The organism is Thiothrix litoralis (assembly GCF_017901135.1).
Classification (GTDB): Bacteria; Pseudomonadota; Gammaproteobacteria; order Thiotrichales; family Thiotrichaceae; genus Thiothrix; species Thiothrix litoralis.
This window is the reverse complement of sequence record NZ_CP072801.1, coordinates 1,552,626-1,568,146: the sequence shown is the minus strand read 5'-3', so window position 1 is coordinate 1,568,146 and position 15,521 is coordinate 1,552,626. Positions and strand designations below refer to the sequence as shown.

The following is a 15,521-nucleotide window of genomic DNA, read 5'->3' as shown; positions in this document are numbered from 1 at the left end:
GGTTAGAATTTTTCGGCGAGGAATTCGGCGACTTCGTTGCCCCACGGCGGGGTTTTGCCCTTGGTGGTCATGAACAGGGTCTTGTATTGCATTTTCAGCAGGTAAGGGATACGCCCCATTTTCAGAATCTGGGTGTCGCCGCCAAACCATGCATTGGAGCGGATGTAGAAACCCTTGCCGCCACCCATGTCTCCGATACAGAAAACCACGGGTTGCAAGGCTTGGTTGGCTGCTTCGACGGTGAGCAGTCCCCGGTCGAGGGCGATCTGGCGTCCGATGATTTCGCATTCCTGATGGCCGATAGCGCCCAACTTGGGAACCGTGACAGCGGCGCAGTCACCCGCTGCAAAAATTTCCGGGTATTTGGGGTTGCGCATCAGTAGGTCGGTGATGATAAAACCTTGGTCATCGCTAATCGGTAGACCCTTCAGGAAGTCATGGGCTACCCAGTCGGGGAACAGGATTTTTAGTTCGGCTTCGACCTTTTGACCGTTCTCGAATTCGATGCTGTCAGCGGTCAGGCGCACGATGTCGCCGGTATTGTTGAGGTAGTTGAACCCCATGCTGCTGGCAGCGTCCAGTAACTGGCCAACCACTTTTTCACCGGCGTCTTCGGCGATCATTTTGCCCGGTGTGGTAATGGTGACGTTGCTGGCGTCGCCTTTGCCGTGTTCCTGCAACCAGTTGGCAACCGTCAGGGCGACTTCGACGGGCGGGCCTTCGCAAGCGGCCATGGCACGGGGGATGCTGCCACCGGGGTAAGGTTCCAGACCGTCAGCGCCGTTGCCCTGATGGAATTTGGCGGAACCGACTACGATCGGGCCACCCTTGTAGCTGCCGTCGTGCAGTTTTTTGCGCAAGCGGTTGCCGTAGTAGAAATCGGAGACGGTATCGCCGTATTCGGCAAAACCTTCAATTTTGTCGAAGGCCAAGCGTGCGCCCACCGCAATCACCAGATAGTCGTAGCGCAGGCTTTGGGTGGCTGAACCGGGGCGTTCGCTGGGGACGTAAGCGACAGTATGGTTGTCGACATCAATGCCGGTCACATCCCCCTGGATGAAGTTGATGTCGTCGTGTTTGAGGACGGGGTACAAATCCAGGGTGAGGTGTTCTGCGGGATCTTTGTTTTCAAAGACTTCAGCGGGGATATTGGGGATGTAAAGCAGGTAGTTCTTGCGATCAATAACGGTGATGTCAACGCTGTCATCGGCGTATTCACGGATTTTCTGAGCGCTGCCCAGACCGGCAAAATTGCCGCCGAGGATAACGACGTGTGGCTTGTTCATGACTAACTCCTTGTAACTTGCTTATGAGGTGAGCTGCTTGCGCAGTTCCTGCAAGTTTAAGAGCATGTTTTGTGCCAACTTTTTATGCTATTGAAATATAAGGAATTTATTTTTATTATTGAGAGGATTGGTGAATATTACCCACGCTATGCTGGTAATATTCACCGATGTTTTTAGTCGTCACGTAGACGTTCTTTATCTACATCGGACGCCCTGCCACGTCGTTATGATGATCACCATCGCGATGATCTCTGTCCGACGGCACATCCTGCGGTGGTTGAAATACCGGCGGCTGGTTTTGCCCCAAATCCACACCGTCACCCACTAAATCCTTGGTAATGTCACTGCCAGTCACCCCCGCCAACGTTCCGATCAGGCGAGCACGAGTGTAATCCTTGAGCTTGCCGCCAAGGCTTTCACACAGGCTGTTGGCGAGCAGGAAACGTTGAGTAGCTTCCAGCTTCCCGTGGAACAGCTCAAGCTGGGTCTGGGTCTTGCCGTATAACAGGAAATTGACCCCACCAATAAACCCGGACACTGCCCCACCCAGCCCGCAGACTAGTGCCTGATCAACAGCACTGCCATTGGTAAAGATCAGAAATCCAATCGCCAACAGGAAAAACACCAGCCCGATTACACTCGCAATCAAGGCCCAGCGGAAACTACGGTTCGCCTGCGAAAGGGATAGCTGATAGTAGCTGGACAGTAAATCCAACTGGCTGATGGCGATTTCCTTAACATCATCCTTGTCGGCATCGGACAAGCGCTTCAGTATCTGCTCCTGCTTGACACTGATGACGCTCTCATTGATGACGTTATCGTTGGAAGTGTTCATACGACGGTAGCCTCTAGATTATCATGCTTATTATTATAGCCTAATCAAGGATAAGCATTCATTTATTAGCTGATGTTACGCAGCCCTATTGACTAATCAATGGGTTACGGGAGCGGCAAACCAATCCATATTAGCTATGACCCGGAACAGAAGGGTGAGTTTGTTGAAATGCGGTTGAAATGCGTATGGGTGCGTCGGGTAAGCTGGTTCCGTTTGCGCGACGAAAAATATGATTAGCTATGTTTTCCTTGACGTTGAGACCAACCGCAATCCCGTTGTATGGAAAAAAATCGCAGGATTCAAATTGAACCGCAAGGACAAGGCTTGGATATGTTCACGGGTCATGTTGCGTGAGCCATTCAAGATCATGGAAACCAAACTCTTGCTACCAATTTCATTTTTAAGGTCTTCGGCTTTCAGTTGGTATTGATCTATTAACGTTCTTAGCACTGCCACCCCATCATCCAGTTGCGCCACCCGTTGGTTAAATTCGGCAAACTCAGGCGCAACATTCTCCCATTCCTCAATCGCATTAGCGAGAATGCCGATCAGGGTACGGTGTTCGTCATAATCCTCCAGCAACTCTTCCATCAATGCCAGTGCATTTTCATAGTCAGCCTCATGCTTGATCTCACTAATGAAGCTGGCTTGTGCGAACAGCTCTTTCGCCTTGGTTTTCACAGCCGCAAAGTCCATCAATCTGCCTCCCGTGCGTATTTCTTGCAGAGCTTGTCATAGTCGGCGTGGGTAACAATATGCTTCACATACATACGGTTATCGCGGAACTCAATGAAAGCCAGTAAGCGCAGGTTATTACCACCAATGTCGATAACCCACCACTTGTCCTTGTAACAACAAACCCATTAATTCACAATATGTGAACAAAAGCTACCCCACCACCACATTCCCGAACGGCGGGTCAGAGCGTAGCCCCCACATTGGTTAAAAAACTGTCAGGGAAATCCGTCGGGCTTTGGCTGGCACACCATAGCCCAATCCCAAACTTACGCGCTTCCCGTGCAATCACATTGATAATGTCATCGTCATCCTTGCTGAAGAACTTGTGTGCCTCATCCAGAAAAATGACGTGGCGCAATGCCGTACCGCTGCGGGTTGCCCCGCCGAATTCAGCAGTTCCAGCCGTTGCAACACGCTGGCTAAGGCATCATTCAGAGGCATGGGCTAACAATGAAATGCGCGTGCTGAGGTGCATCTTCAACTATGCCGCTGAAGAATATCTGGATAAAGACGGTAAACCGATCATCACCACCAATCCAGTCAAACGACTCTCACACAGTCGGGCATGGAATAGGGTAGACCGCAAAGGCGCAGCGAGTGCAGCGGCCTGCTGTGGGAAAATGTCGACCTGAAAACCCGCGTGGCACGGCTCGAAGACACCAAGAACCACCTCAGTCATGAACTACCGCTAACCATCTTCACCCATCACTTGCTGGCAGAGTGGCAAACATGGACGGGGCAGGGCAGCGGGCTGGTGTTCCGGGCAACCGACAACCAGTCGCCACTATCCAGCGTGGAGGCCGTGATTCACGCCATCCGCGAAAAAACCGGGATACAATGGGCAATGCACGACCTGAGACGAACTTTCACCACCACGGCGGAAAATATCGGCGTGCGGGGCTACACCCTGAAACGCTTGATCAACCACAAGACCGGGGCGGCGGACGTGACCGGCGGTTACATCGTCACCGACCTCGAAAGCCTCAGAGAACCGATGCAAACCATCACCGATAGGCTGTTGACCCTGACATCGGGTAAACTGCCCACATCCAAGACCGCACCAGCGGCAAGCAATACCTGATACAGGGAGTTTGGACACATGAACGACACACCCAAGAAAACCTTAAGCATTACCCGCAAACCTGCCAACACTGGCCCGGTAAATTCACCCGTTGGCACAATCCAACGCACCGGGAAGCGCATCATCAGGCGTGACGAACTGCCCCAAGTGCAGCGCGTGCCAGCACCCAAGCCACCCAAACCCAAAGCCAAAAAACCACCGCGCAAACCCGCCGCACCCAAAAAGCAGGTCATGCCACCCTCAGACCTGAAAGCCCGCGAATTGAACGACCGCCTGAACACCTTCCACATCTGGATAATGTTTCAACCGCTCGCTGTCGGCATTGAAAAGGAACTGTTCAAACTGGTGAATGATGAACACTTTCCCGGCGCGTCGAAAAAGGTCGTGCAGAAAGTGCTAAGGATGCACACCAACCATGCTTTATACCTGCAAGCCATCCAACGCGGCGGCGCTCGCTACACCCTCGACGGGGCAGAGGCGGGCGACGTGACCGAGTACCAGCAACAGTATGCAGGTGAAGTGCTGGCAAAAAGGCAAGCAGCGGCAACGTAGACGGCCTGTAGTTCACAGGCTACAATGGAAAACTATGGAGTAACCAAATATCAAACGCCAGATGGCAAAATTCCGCTTGATGAATGGCTGGCAGATTTGCGGGATAAACGGGCGCGTTCACGTATCGCCATCAGAATAGACCGTCTTTCGATTGGTCTGTTTGGAGACTGGAAGCCAGTAGGTGAGGGCGTTTGTGAATTGCGGGTAGACGTTGGCGCAGGCTACCGCGTTTATTACGGGCGGCATGGTCAAGAGCTTGTGATTCTGCTTTGTGGTGGCGACAAAAGCAGCCAACAAGCTGACATCAGGCAAGCAATCCAATACTGGAAAAAATTTAAGGTGGAGCAAAATGGCAACAGTACCCTACAGTAGCAGCGACTATCTGAAGACGGATGAAGACATCGTTGATTATCTTGATGCAGCAATGGAAGACGGAGACAGCCGCGTATTACTGTTGGCCTTGCGTAATGCCGCGATAGCTAAAGGCGGCATTGCAAAACTGGCAGAAATTACAGGGCTAAACCGGGAAAGCCTCTATAAAACCTTGTCAGAACAGGGCAACCCACAATACGACACCGTGGCAGCCATTGTTCATGGGCTAGGTTTCCGCTTTTCTATCCAGCGGGATAGCAGCGACTTGCAAGCGGCATAGTGGGCAATCAGCCATGAAAGAACAGTATGATTTTAGCGGCGGCACACGCGGCGCGGTAATGAAAACCAGCAAAGAGAAAATCACCATACGGCTCGACCCGGATGTTATCCAATGGTTCAGAGATCAAGTGCAGGGTGGAGGCAACTATCAAAGCCTGATTAATGACACCCTGAAAGCACACATCAAGCAACAAGGTGAACCACTGGAAGACATCCTGCGGCGCATCATCAGAGAAGAAATGCAGGCGGGCAAGTTGCAACACGCAGCCTAGCCACCACCCACACACCAGCCGCACCCGTTGCGGCTTTTTTGTGCCGATGGGGTAGGGCGATAGTCCCTTGAACTTTGACCCCGAAAACAGGGCAAGCATGACCCCAACATGACCCCGACCGAAACGGGCAAAAAACAGGGCAGGGCGAAAAGTGCCAAGTGCTTGAAAAATTTGGTGCCCGGAGCCGGAATCGAACCGGCACGGTGTCGCCACCGAGGGATTTTAAGAGCCGGGGATTGATAGACCCAAGCCACCGCGCAAAACCGCACGAAAGACCACCTGCACGCACCCACAAACCGCCAAACCCTAGCAGACCTTAGCAGACCCTTGATTTCAGTCATGACCCCGAAAACAGCGCCAACATGACCCCGCCCGAACGTTCTGCTATGCTCAAAACCGAACACAGACCGAACCACCAAGGGGCAAGCCATGCCGGAAAAAATCAATTTCACCAAAGCCGTGTTAGAAGCACTTGAGCCACCCAACACCGGGCGGCGCTACGTGTACGACACCAAAATCAGCGGCCTGCTGATCATGGTCACACCACCCGGCGCACGTTCGTTTCAGGTGCGCAAGCATATTGACGGCAAGGCGGCGCGGGTCACGTTGGGAAGGTTTCCTGCTATGACCATCGTGCAGGCGCGTGAAAAAGCACTGGCGGAACTCTCGCAGATTGCCAGCACGCACCAGACCAGCAACCAGAAAAGGGCAGAGGTTCGCCAGTTCGATAACCTGACATTGGGGAAAGCCTTTCAGGACTACACCCGATCACACAAGAATCTGAAGCAGACCACCATCAAGGATTACGAACGCTCAGTCAGGGTAGGGTTCCCCGACTGGCAAGAGCTGCCACTTTCCAAAATCACCCGCGAAATGGTGGAAACTCGCCACCGGGAACGCAGCGAACATTCAGAAGCGCGGGCTAACAATGAAATGCGCGTGCTGAGGTGCATATTCAACTATGCCGCTGAGGAATATCTGGATAAGGCAGGCAAGCCGATCATTACCACCAACCCGGTCAAGCGACTCTCACACAGTCGGGCATGGAACCGGGTAGACCGCAAAAAGACGATTATCAGCAATGAAGACTTGCCAGCATGGTTTCAGGCAGTCGACACCCTGCCGGAATGGTACGGCGGCGGTCTGGCACACAAAGCCCGTGTATATTTCCTGCTGACCCTCTTCAACGGCTACCGGCGCAGCGAGTGCAGCGGCCTGCTGTGGGAAAATGTCGACCTGAAAACCCGCGTGGCTCGCCTCGAAGACACCAAGAACCACCTCAGTCATGAACTACCGCTAACCACCTTCACCCATCACTTGCTGGCAGAGTGGCAAACATGGACGGGGCAGGGCAGCGGGCTGGTATTCCGGGCAACCGACAACCAGTCGCCACTATCCAGCGTGGAGGCCGTGATACACGCCATCCGCGAAAAAACCGGGATACAGTGGGCAATGCACGATCTGAGGCGAACATTCACCACCACGGCGGAAAATATCGGCGTGCGTGGCTACACCCTGAAACGCTTGATCAACCACAAAACAGGCGCGGCGGACGTGACCGGCGGTTACATCGTCACCGACCTCGAAAGCCTCAGAGAACCGATGCAAACCATCACCGATAGGCTGTTGACCCTGACATCGGGTAAACTGCCCACATCCAAGACCGCACCAGCGGCAAGCAATACCTGATACAGGGAGTTTGGACACATGAACGACACACCCAAGAAAACCTTAAGCATTACCCGCAAGCCTGCCAACAGTGGCTCGGTAAATTCACCCGCTGGCACAATCCAACGCACCGGGAAACGCATCATCAGGCGTGACGAACTGCCCCAAGTGCAGCGCGTGCCAGCACCCAAGCCACCGAAACCCAAAGCCAAAAAGCCACCGCGCAAACCCGCCGCACCCAAAAAGCAGGTAACGCCACCCTCAGACCTGAAAGCCCGCGCATTGAGCGACCGCCTAAACGCCTTCCACATCTGGATAATGTTTCAGCCGCTCGCAGTCGGGATAGAAAAGGAACTGTTCAAACTGGTGAATGATGAACACTTTCCCGGCGCATCGAAAAAGGTAGTGCAAAAAGTGCTGAGGATGCACACCAACCACGGCCTATACCTGCAAGCCATCCAGCGCGGCGGCGCTCGCTACACCCTCGACGGGGCAGAGCAGGGCGACGTGACCGAGTACCAGCAACAGTATGCAGGCGAAGTGCTGGCAAAACGCTTGCAGGGTAAGGGCTGAAAATAGAGTTTTCTTTATGGAAAACTTCACTATAATGGAAGCGACCAATACAGAAAGGAGTAACTCGAATGACCACCGCAACACTACGCACCGTCGGTAATTCCGTCGCTGTGGTAATCCCTAGACAATGGTTGTCTATGCTGGGGCTGGAAGCAGGCGCGAAAGTAGAGCTAAGTGTCGAAGGCGGCAAACTCACCCTACAGCCAAAAGCAGCGGCTAGGCGCAAAAAATACAAACTAGCCGACCTGTTAGCTAAGTGTGACCCATCCGCACCGATACCAACAGCAGTAACCGAATGGGACAACATGCCAGCGGCAGGGAATGAAGTATGGTAAAGCGTGGCGGATTTGAACGCGGCGACATTGTGAGAGTCAGCTTTAACCCGACAGTGGGGCGTGAGATGCAAGGCGACATGCGCCCTGCACTGGTACTTTCCACCCGTGAATTCAATAATACTGTCGGCACTGCATTGGTAGCACCGATTACCCAAGGCGGCAACCTTGCGCGGGTGGCGGGTTTCGCCGTGCCATTGATGGGCAGCGGCACAGAAACGCAGGGCGTTGTTCTGGTTAGTGCAGTGCGGACACTTGACCTAGTGGGCAGGGGGGCAAGGCGCATAGAAACCGCCCCTGATAGCATTGTCGATGAAGTCCTAGAAATACTCGCGGGCATCATTGAATAACCCCTGCAATAAACACCGAATCGACCACCAGCCGGGCAAGTTCCCGGCTTTTTTGTGCCTGCCATTCCTGAGCATTTCCCCAACCTGAACGCCAGCAAAACGCTATTTTTGAAAAATGCGGTTACATGTAACGTTACATGTAATGCAGTGAAACCCCACAAGCCAACGGCGGGGCGGGTTGTTGTCATAGTTGTAATGTTTTTACTTTTTAAAGCGGGTCGGTGGGAGTTTTTTTGTGTGTAGCATTGCCAGCCGTTAACCGCTGAACCGAATATGAACAGTAGCACTCGCCCCGGCGGGTTTTTTTTCGCCTATCCGTTACCCATTCTCCAGCAGCGTGCCTGCTGGAGACGCGCCAGATGAAACGATCTAAAAAAATGCAGACCATGAAGCCATCGAAAACCACGACGAAGGAGTCGTAACGATGGACAAACTAAAAACCGACTGGATACGCGCAGCCGTATCAGGTGAGACGCTCGACGGGCGGCAAATCACCGACCAGCAAGTTAAAGACATGGCGGACACTTACGACCCTGAGGTCTATGTGGCGCACATCTGGCTTGAGCATATACGCGGGGTAGTACCTGAAGCCGTGTTCAAATCGTTGGGCGACGTGGTGCAGGTCAAGGCCGAACTGATCAAGGCCGGGGCATTGGCGGGGCGCATGGGCTTGTATGTCATGTTGGAGCCATCGGCGGAACTTGTTGCAATGGTGAGAGCAGGGCAGAAAGTACACCTCAGTATTGAAATGGATACCGACTTTTCTGGCACGGGCAAAGCCTACCTGATGGGCGTGGGCGTGACCGATTCCCCCGCAAGCCTTGGCACGGGCTTAATGAAATTCAGCACCACAGCGCGTGCTACCAACATTTTTTCAGAACCATTGATCTGTGATATGGGCAAATGCCAACCCACCAGCGGCGGCGAACTTGCCCATATTCGCGCCATGCTGGAACAACTCACCAACGCCAGCCAAACCCGCCAAACCTACGCCACCAAAAAAGACTTTCAGCAGTTGGTTGACGTAGTGAACGGCTTGCGTGACGAAATCATTAAATTCGGCAATCAGGAAATCAAGGTGGATGAACCGCGCGGCGAACATGCAGGCGGCAACCCTGATGACTATCACTACACCCGCCAACCAGTTGGCTACTAAGGACTACTCACCATGAAAAACGAAACCAGAATTTTATTCAACCGATTGAAAAATGAAACTGCACAAGCCAACGGGGTGCAAGACGTAACGGAAAAATTCAGCCTAGCGCCATCTGTCGAACAACGTTTGGTGGAGCAACAAGGCGAAAGTGCTGATTTCCTGAAGCGTATCAATATGATCGGTGTATCCGAACAGAAGGGGCAAAAATTGGGGTTAGGCGTGGGCGCACCCATTGCCAGTCGCACCGATACCAACACCACCGAACGCAACACGGCCTTCGTGGGCGCATTGGCGGCGGATGAATACGAATGCAAGCAAACCAACTTCGACACCCATCTAGACTATCGCTCGATGGATGCATGGGCAGTTTTCCCAGATTTTGCAGCGCGTTACCGTCGCCAAGTCGTGAAGCGTGTAGCACTTGACCGCATCATGATTGGCTGGAATGGCACAAGCGCAGCGACTACCACCGACCCTGCCACTAACCCACTGTTGCAAGACGTGAATGTGGGCTGGGTGGAAAAAGTCCGCCAGAATGCCCCGGCTCGCCTGATGGGGTACGACTCTGACGGCGTATCGAATGATGCTAGTTACAAAGTGGGTGAGGGCGGCGATTATGGCACGCTGGACGCGCTTGCTTTTGATGCAATGAGTAACTTGCTCGACCCGTGGCACATGGGCGGCGACGATCTGGTATTGATCATCGGGCGCGAACTGTGGGTAAGTCACGGGCTGACCCTGTACAACGACAACCGCGTGGCCTCAGAGCGCAATGCTCTACAGGTCTGGTTTGCCAACGAAGCCGTAGCGGGGCTAAAAACGGTCACACTGCCATTTTTCCCGGCGCGGGGTCTGGTGATTACGTCCTACGATAATTTGAGCCTGTATTTCCAAGCGGGCAAAGTTCGCCGCGCCATCATCGACAACCCCAAGCGCGACCGCGTGGAAGAATATCTTTCCTCGAACGACGCTTATGTCGTGGAAGATTACGGCAAGTTTGCCGGGGTGCGTGCAGGTGCATTGCAGCTCAAAAACGCGCAAGGCAATTGGGCATAACTTCATGGTATCCCTAGCGCAACAGCACCGGGAACAGCACGCAACCAGCCACGGCACACCCGCCGTGGCTGGCACTGCCTGCACATCCGGCACGCTCGATAATCACCACCGGGCAATGCTGGCAAAACTGCAAGCCGATGTAATCAGAATACGCAGCATCCGCAGCCGTGAGCGGCGTAACGACGTGAAAGGTGGCCTGCTGGGTGAATATGCCGATTACCTGTCTATCGTCATGAACAGCGGCGACACCAGCACAAACACCGTGTTGGTGCAGTGCTGCATATGGGCGCTGGACGCTGGCAATTATGGCCTATGCCTCAAATTGGCAGAACACGCCATCAGCAACGGCATGGAATCACCGGATAAATTCACCCGCACCTTGCCCGAAATCTTGCTGGAAGAGTTGGCCTCTCAGGTCAACCACTCAGACCAACCCGACCACTACACCCCGTATTTGCTGACACTCGCAGAGCTGACAGTGGGGCAGGACGTAACCGATGAAATCAAAGCGAAATTCTCTAAGGCGCTGGGTAAGGCACAGTACAGCCACAACCCGTCAGCAGCTTTACAAGCCTACCGACACGCAGCGCATTACGGCGCAAAAGTACAAACCATTATTCGCAAACTCGAACAAGGGGTAATCGACCATGAGTAAGCCAACGACCAACACCCAACCCAAGAACAAGAAAAAAGCACCAGCCTGGCTAAGTGGCAGCGGTGCAGCGCGTTTTCTGGGGTTCGACAATCATGCAGCCATCAAGCACATGAACATTCCGCACCAGCAATACAGGGGCAAGCGTGGTGAAACCTTGATGCGCTATCGGCTCGAAGATCTGGAAGCCTTTCAAGCGTCACATACCTATGGTGGGAAATAAGGGGCTATCAGGCGCAATACTTCGGAAAAACCGAAGATAAAAAACACGGAAAACACGCAAAAAACGATACAAGTTATTGAAAAATCTGATTTTAATGGTTTTTGTTTGCGGGTAGTCTAGTAATCACTCAGACATAAAAAAAGCCGCCTAGCTGGAAGAGCAAACGGCGGCTTTAAAGGTAAATCAATCATGATTAGAATATCATCCCAAAAAACAGAAAACAACTTATGCGCCCATAAGTTGACCTTGCCCGCGATTCATGGGCATACTGAATCCGTTGGTGCAAATCACCAACAAACAGCAAAATTCTGGGACTCTAATCCCGACACTTGGCGGCAAAACCGCCCATACGATGCAGGCGGTTTTTTAACGTCTGTAGGATGCGCAAGCGGCTTTATGTCGGGTATGCGTGGACTACAAGACGGTGTAACACCGAAACAAGCGCGTCGTGTTCCAAGTGAGCGATTAGAGTACCCGGCAACTTTGCCACATCTAAAAACTCAATTTGGAGCAGTCATCATGACAGCAATCACTATGGGCAACACTGCCCGCACTCCCTTGGCACGTATGCCACACATCCCGTTTGCACCTGCACACCCCAAAAGAAAAACCCCCGACACCCTTGTGTTCAAGGCGTCCAGAACCGGGTTAATCGCCTACCGTTACGCCTCACCCGTCGCGTGGATTGTGGAAGGACACCACGTCGGCAAGATAGGCAATGAACCTGCACACATCCGCTTTGTGGACGTTGCCTACCACCGCAAAACCCGCCACGGCATCAACCTAGAAACCTTCGATTGTGACACCCTCGAACAAGCACAACATGCCCTACGTGCCATTTTTGAGCGTACAGATGACGCAGGTGGTTTTTCCACTGAGTTAGGCTATGCAGCATCCACTAACGGAGGTGCAGCATGATCAACGATCACGATTATCGGAGCCAACCGACCTATTCACAGGCTGAAACAGTGCTGGACGGCTTAGAGGATGTGCGCATGATTGTCATGCTATGTGTCGACGCGCTCGACCATGCCAGCCTTCCAGAGTTAAGCCACGTCAGCCGCGCAATCGACACCGTATCAGAAAATCTGTGGAACCTCTGTCACGTTTCCAAAGACCTGCAAGACCGTCTTTATCAGGAATTTCTGAAATCAAAGCAAGGGGGTGCAAAATGAGCCTCACCACCACCAAGCATCAGCGCAAGTTCCGCCGTAACCGCGACGCCATCCGTCGGGCGCAAATCGTGCAGGCCATCCCCGCCTACACCATCAACGGCGACCCACTGCTAAACGAAGCAGAGGCAGCGGCCTATCTGTCGCTCTCCCCTGCCACCTTGAGCCGTTGGAGATCCACACACCCCGACCGTCTGGCATTCGTGAAAGTGGGCGGTTCCCGCATCCGCTACCGTCGTTCTGTACTCGACGCCTTCATTGTCGCCCACACCGTCACCGACGGGCGCGGGGTGCGCAAATGAGCCATCCCAACACCAACACAAAAGCCGTGCTCGACCTGCCACCTCACATGTTTGATCTGGTAGACGAAGAGTTCCTTGAACGTCTGGTGCTGACCGCCTCAGAAATCCAGCGGCGCAAGCAATCCGCCAATCCCGCCAAACCCGGCGAATTCACAACAAGTCAGTGGAAACGCTGGTTAGATCAGAGGGTATGTGTATGAACGCACAAGTTGAAAACATCCTGAAACAAATCAAGGCCAGCGCATCCAGCCTTGAAATATTTGCAGATACAGCAATCGGCGCTCGATTTGGTGAACGCTATACCCGTGAGTCAGTGGAGATTATGTTAGTGGTGTTAGAGCACCTGCAAGAGCAACACGACCAACTGAAACAGGCAATGGAGGGCGGGAAATGAATCAATCTATCCTCACTCTGGCAACCGCACCCGTGGAAATCATCCACGACGTGACTGACGGCGGCTTCATTGCAGACCAACTGGAAAATATTCCAGACCACCTGCAAGCAGCCGTTAAGAAAGGCTATAACGACCGCTACACAGCACCCGGCCTGCACTCGGAGGCCGTGCGCAACGCCAACACCTACTTGAGGGAAACAGCGGATAACATCCTATCCACCACCTCGCCGCTCGGCATCACGGCGGATGATGACGACGATACCATCATGCTGAAAGCGCAAAAACTCGCCGCAAAGTTTGCCAACATGATCAACGGCGGCGGCGGTCTGTCCGCTGCCTTAGGTCACGCTGACGACATCGGCATCAGTCCCCCACAAGTCCCCCATAAGGCTATCCGCCTAGATGATGGTGAGGTGGTGACTGACCGCGAAACCATCCGCCATATCGGGCAAGCCAAACGCCTCACCTCACCCCGTTGGTTGTATGGCCTGATGCGTCGCGAAAAAGAGCGTCTCGCCGAACTGCAAGGTATCCGCCTGCACATGATTGGAAAAGGACGTAGTGCCTACATCACCCGTCGCGGCCTCGCGGTGCAAGCTGCCAAGAGCGTTATAGCGCGTGAATACATGGCATCCCGTGAAGCCGTCTCGACCACCGACGGGCGTGTGATGAGCATGGGCGACGTGATGGATGCGGGCGTATCCAACCCCGCCAACCTACGCAATGAAATGATGATGCGCATCAGTGACGGAGAACGCTACATTCAGCAGCACCACCCTGATCATGTTTGTCTGTTCTTTACCTTCACATCGCCCAGTGCCTTCCATGCCATGCGCATGACGGGCGGCTATCGCTCCACCGACAAACACGGCGTGACCCGTACCATTGGCGCGACCGCTACCCCAAACCCAAAATATGAGCAGCAAATTCCTGTGCATAAAGGGCGCGGAAAAAACATCGTCACCACCTTGCGCGACAACACCCCGCGTCTGTCTCACCACTGGTTAACTGACAAGTTCGCGGATTTTCGGACGTGGGCGAAAGACAATGACATCGGGATGTACTATGTCCGCACCACCGAACCCAACCACGACGCAACAGCCCACTGGCACGGCCTGCTGTGGGTAGCATCCAGCGTGCTGAAAGAAGTCAAAAGCGCTCTACGTGATGCGTTCCTTGCTGAATTCGGCGACGAAGACGGCGCATGGAAACACCGTGTGCAAATCAAGATGATTGACACCACCAAAGGCAGCGCGGCGGGCTATATCACCAAATACATTTCCAAAAATATCGACGGGTTTGCTATCGGCAAAGATTTTGAATCTGGACTTGATGCAGCCACCGGAGCGGAGGCCGTGAGTGCATGGCGGAAAACGTGGGGCATTCGTGCCTTTCAATTTTCTGGCAACTTTGCCCCCGTCACCCACTGGCGCGAATTGCGTCGCATCACCCCGCAGCAAGTCGCAGAGCGTCCCCTGCTAGCCGCCATGCGCAACGCGGCGGATTTATCCGACTGGTACGGCTTCATGGTACACAGCAAGCGCAGCCCAACAGTGCTGCACACGGGCGTTATTGACCTGAAAGACGGTAGCGGCATCACTGCCCCGCTCGACTGGCTGGAATTGTGTGCAGGCAAGGACAACATGCCAGACATGGAACGTCAGGAAGCCGCTAGGGAACGCGCCAAGCTCGCCAAACCCAACGCCTATGGGGAGGTCGTTCCTCGTGCCATTGGCATCAAAGCAGACGCAGAAACCCCGCTGTATACCCGTGATACCGTTTGGGAAATCCAAGCCAAACGCAACAGCGGTTCATGGCTCGACAAACTGCGTGAAATGGGCGAACACGGCACAAGCTGGCACATCAGCAACGCGATCGACAGCGCGTCCGACGCTTTTTCTTCCTCTTCTATCCCCTCTTCTTCCCCCCTTGGACTAGTGGAAAATAACTGTGGAACTCCACTAACACCCGACGAAAAGGAAGAGGTTTATCAGCAGATGAGGCGTGAATATCGCCGGAGTCGCCTCAATCCACACAACAAAATTTACAAAACACTCAGAGAAAAATACCCCTTGTGGGATTCCTACGAAAACGCAGCCATCGACATGGTGAATCACCGGGCAATGTCACCCGACGAATGGGCAGCGCATCAAGAGCGCGTGGCGGTCATAGTGGAGGATTTGTTATGAAAATCATCAAGGAATTCAGACTTGTTGGATTAACTTCCC

The 15,521-nt window shown here is 53.5% G+C and carries 24 protein-coding genes and 1 pseudogene; 20 read left to right on the top strand and 5 right to left on the bottom strand.

The genetic code is table 11. The features are described from left to right. Nucleotides 1–2: 2 nt before the first annotated feature. The 5 genes and pseudogenes from J9253_RS07645 to J9253_RS07625 form a co-directional block, all read right to left on the bottom strand. Nucleotides 3–1,286 carry an NAD(P)/FAD-dependent oxidoreductase gene (locus tag J9253_RS07645; RefSeq protein WP_210224021.1) on the bottom strand — a complete coding sequence of 428 codons (1,284 nt, stop codon included), beginning with the start codon at nt 1,284–1,286 and terminating at the stop codon, nt 3–5. A 199-nt stretch (nt 1,287–1,485) separates the two neighbouring features. Next, a complete protein-coding gene (locus J9253_RS07640) occupies nt 1,486–2,121 on the bottom strand; it encodes a TRADD-N-associated membrane domain-containing protein (protein WP_210224020.1) in 636 nt (211 codons plus the stop codon). A gap of 237 nt (nt 2,122–2,358) precedes the next feature. Beyond that, the gene (locus J9253_RS07635) at nt 2,359–2,817 is read right to left on the bottom strand and encodes a helix-turn-helix domain-containing protein (RefSeq protein WP_210224019.1); all 459 of its coding nucleotides are present in this window, start codon (nt 2,815–2,817) and stop codon (nt 2,359–2,361) included. Beyond that, nucleotides 2,817–2,957: pseudogene (locus J9253_RS07630) on the bottom strand (type II toxin-antitoxin system HigB family toxin); the annotation flags it as partial. The gene J9253_RS07635 and the pseudogene J9253_RS07630, both read right to left, overlap by 1 nt. Nucleotides 2,958–3,040: 83 nt before the next feature. Beyond that, nucleotides 3,041–3,217, bottom strand: a complete 177-nt coding sequence (locus J9253_RS07625) for a helicase HerA-like domain-containing protein (protein ID WP_210224018.1) — start codon at nt 3,215–3,217, stop codon at nt 3,041–3,043. 103 nt (nt 3,218–3,320) lie between these two features. On the opposite strand from J9253_RS07625, the gene J9253_RS07620 reads away from it, so the two are divergent. From J9253_RS07620 to J9253_RS07525, 20 genes are all read left to right on the top strand, one after another. Beyond that, nucleotides 3,321–3,491, top strand: a complete 171-nt coding sequence (locus J9253_RS07620) for a hypothetical protein (RefSeq protein WP_210224017.1) — start codon at nt 3,321–3,323, stop codon at nt 3,489–3,491. An 8-nt stretch (nt 3,492–3,499) separates the two neighbouring features. Continuing rightward, on the top strand, nt 3,500–3,940 hold the full coding sequence (locus J9253_RS07615; protein ID WP_266097376.1) for a site-specific integrase: 441 nt from the start codon (nt 3,500–3,502) through the stop codon (nt 3,938–3,940). A gap of 18 nt (nt 3,941–3,958) precedes the next feature. Further along, nucleotides 3,959–4,492 (top strand): ProQ/FINO family protein, encoded by a 534-nt coding sequence (locus tag J9253_RS07610; protein WP_210224016.1) that lies wholly within the window; start codon nt 3,959–3,961, stop codon nt 4,490–4,492. A 24-nt stretch (nt 4,493–4,516) separates the two neighbouring features. Then, nucleotides 4,517–4,864 carry a type II toxin-antitoxin system RelE/ParE family toxin gene (locus J9253_RS07605; protein WP_210224015.1) on the top strand — a complete coding sequence of 116 codons (348 nt, stop codon included), beginning with the start codon at nt 4,517–4,519 and terminating at the stop codon, nt 4,862–4,864. Then, the gene (locus J9253_RS07600; RefSeq protein ID WP_210224014.1) at nt 4,842–5,144 is read left to right on the top strand and encodes an addiction module antidote protein; all 303 of its coding nucleotides are present in this window, start codon (nt 4,842–4,844) and stop codon (nt 5,142–5,144) included. The genes J9253_RS07605 and J9253_RS07600 overlap by 23 nt, the downstream gene beginning before the upstream one ends. 13 nt (nt 5,145–5,157) lie before the next feature. Then, nucleotides 5,158–5,415, top strand: coding sequence for a BrnA antitoxin family protein (locus J9253_RS07595; protein WP_210224013.1), 258 nt, complete (start codon nt 5,158–5,160; stop codon nt 5,413–5,415). 429 nt (nt 5,416–5,844) lie between these two features. Continuing rightward, nucleotides 5,845–7,104 (top strand): tyrosine-type recombinase/integrase, encoded by a 1,260-nt coding sequence (locus J9253_RS07590; protein ID WP_210224012.1) that lies wholly within the window; start codon nt 5,845–5,847, stop codon nt 7,102–7,104. Nucleotides 7,105–7,122: 18 nt separating this feature from the next. Further along, entirely contained in the window at nt 7,123–7,656 is a 534-nt protein-coding gene (locus J9253_RS07585) for a ProQ/FINO family protein (protein WP_210224011.1), read from the top strand. Between the two features lie 68 nt (nt 7,657–7,724). Next, complete coding sequence (locus J9253_RS07580; protein WP_028487525.1) at nt 7,725–7,991, top strand: AbrB/MazE/SpoVT family DNA-binding domain-containing protein; 267 nt, start codon at nt 7,725–7,727, stop codon at nt 7,989–7,991. Continuing rightward, the gene (locus J9253_RS07575) at nt 7,985–8,338 is read left to right on the top strand and encodes a type II toxin-antitoxin system ChpB family toxin (protein ID WP_028487524.1); all 354 of its coding nucleotides are present in this window, start codon (nt 7,985–7,987) and stop codon (nt 8,336–8,338) included. The genes J9253_RS07580 and J9253_RS07575 overlap by 7 nt, the downstream gene beginning before the upstream one ends. 424 nt (nt 8,339–8,762) lie before the next feature. Further along, nucleotides 8,763–9,494: a GPO family capsid scaffolding protein gene (locus J9253_RS07570; RefSeq protein ID WP_210224010.1), complete on the top strand. Its 732-nt coding sequence runs from the start codon at nt 8,763–8,765 to the stop codon at nt 9,492–9,494. Nucleotides 9,495–9,506: 12 nt separating this feature from the next. Then, on the top strand, nt 9,507–10,550 hold the full coding sequence (locus J9253_RS07565; protein WP_210224009.1) for a phage major capsid protein, P2 family: 1,044 nt from the start codon (nt 9,507–9,509) through the stop codon (nt 10,548–10,550). Between the two features lie 4 nt (nt 10,551–10,554). Further along, the gene (gpM, locus tag J9253_RS07560; protein ID WP_210224008.1) at nt 10,555–11,205 is read left to right on the top strand and encodes a phage terminase small subunit; all 651 of its coding nucleotides are present in this window, start codon (nt 10,555–10,557) and stop codon (nt 11,203–11,205) included. Next, on the top strand, nt 11,198–11,425 hold the full coding sequence (locus tag J9253_RS07555) for a hypothetical protein (protein WP_210224007.1): 228 nt from the start codon (nt 11,198–11,200) through the stop codon (nt 11,423–11,425). The genes gpM and J9253_RS07555 overlap by 8 nt, the downstream gene beginning before the upstream one ends. Nucleotides 11,426–11,944: 519 nt before the next feature. Then, a complete protein-coding gene (locus tag J9253_RS07550) occupies nt 11,945–12,343 on the top strand; it encodes a hypothetical protein (RefSeq protein WP_210224006.1) in 399 nt (132 codons plus the stop codon). After that, nucleotides 12,340–12,600: a hypothetical protein gene (locus J9253_RS07545; RefSeq protein ID WP_210224005.1), complete on the top strand. Its 261-nt coding sequence runs from the start codon at nt 12,340–12,342 to the stop codon at nt 12,598–12,600. Before J9253_RS07550 ends, J9253_RS07545 begins: the two co-directional genes overlap by 4 nt. Then, nucleotides 12,597–12,899, top strand: coding sequence for a helix-turn-helix domain-containing protein (locus J9253_RS07540; RefSeq protein WP_210224004.1), 303 nt, complete (start codon nt 12,597–12,599; stop codon nt 12,897–12,899). The genes J9253_RS07545 and J9253_RS07540 overlap by 4 nt, the downstream gene beginning before the upstream one ends. Further along, a complete protein-coding gene (locus tag J9253_RS07535; RefSeq protein ID WP_210224003.1) occupies nt 12,896–13,099 on the top strand; it encodes a hypothetical protein in 204 nt (67 codons plus the stop codon). Before J9253_RS07540 ends, J9253_RS07535 begins: the two co-directional genes overlap by 4 nt. Further along, on the top strand, nt 13,096–13,293 hold the full coding sequence (locus J9253_RS07530) for a hypothetical protein (protein ID WP_210224002.1): 198 nt from the start codon (nt 13,096–13,098) through the stop codon (nt 13,291–13,293). The genes J9253_RS07535 and J9253_RS07530 overlap by 4 nt, the downstream gene beginning before the upstream one ends. Then, a complete protein-coding gene (locus J9253_RS07525; RefSeq protein ID WP_210224001.1) occupies nt 13,290–15,482 on the top strand; it encodes a replication endonuclease in 2,193 nt (730 codons plus the stop codon). The genes J9253_RS07530 and J9253_RS07525 overlap by 4 nt, the downstream gene beginning before the upstream one ends. The last annotated feature ends 39 nt before the right edge of the window (nt 15,483–15,521 follow it).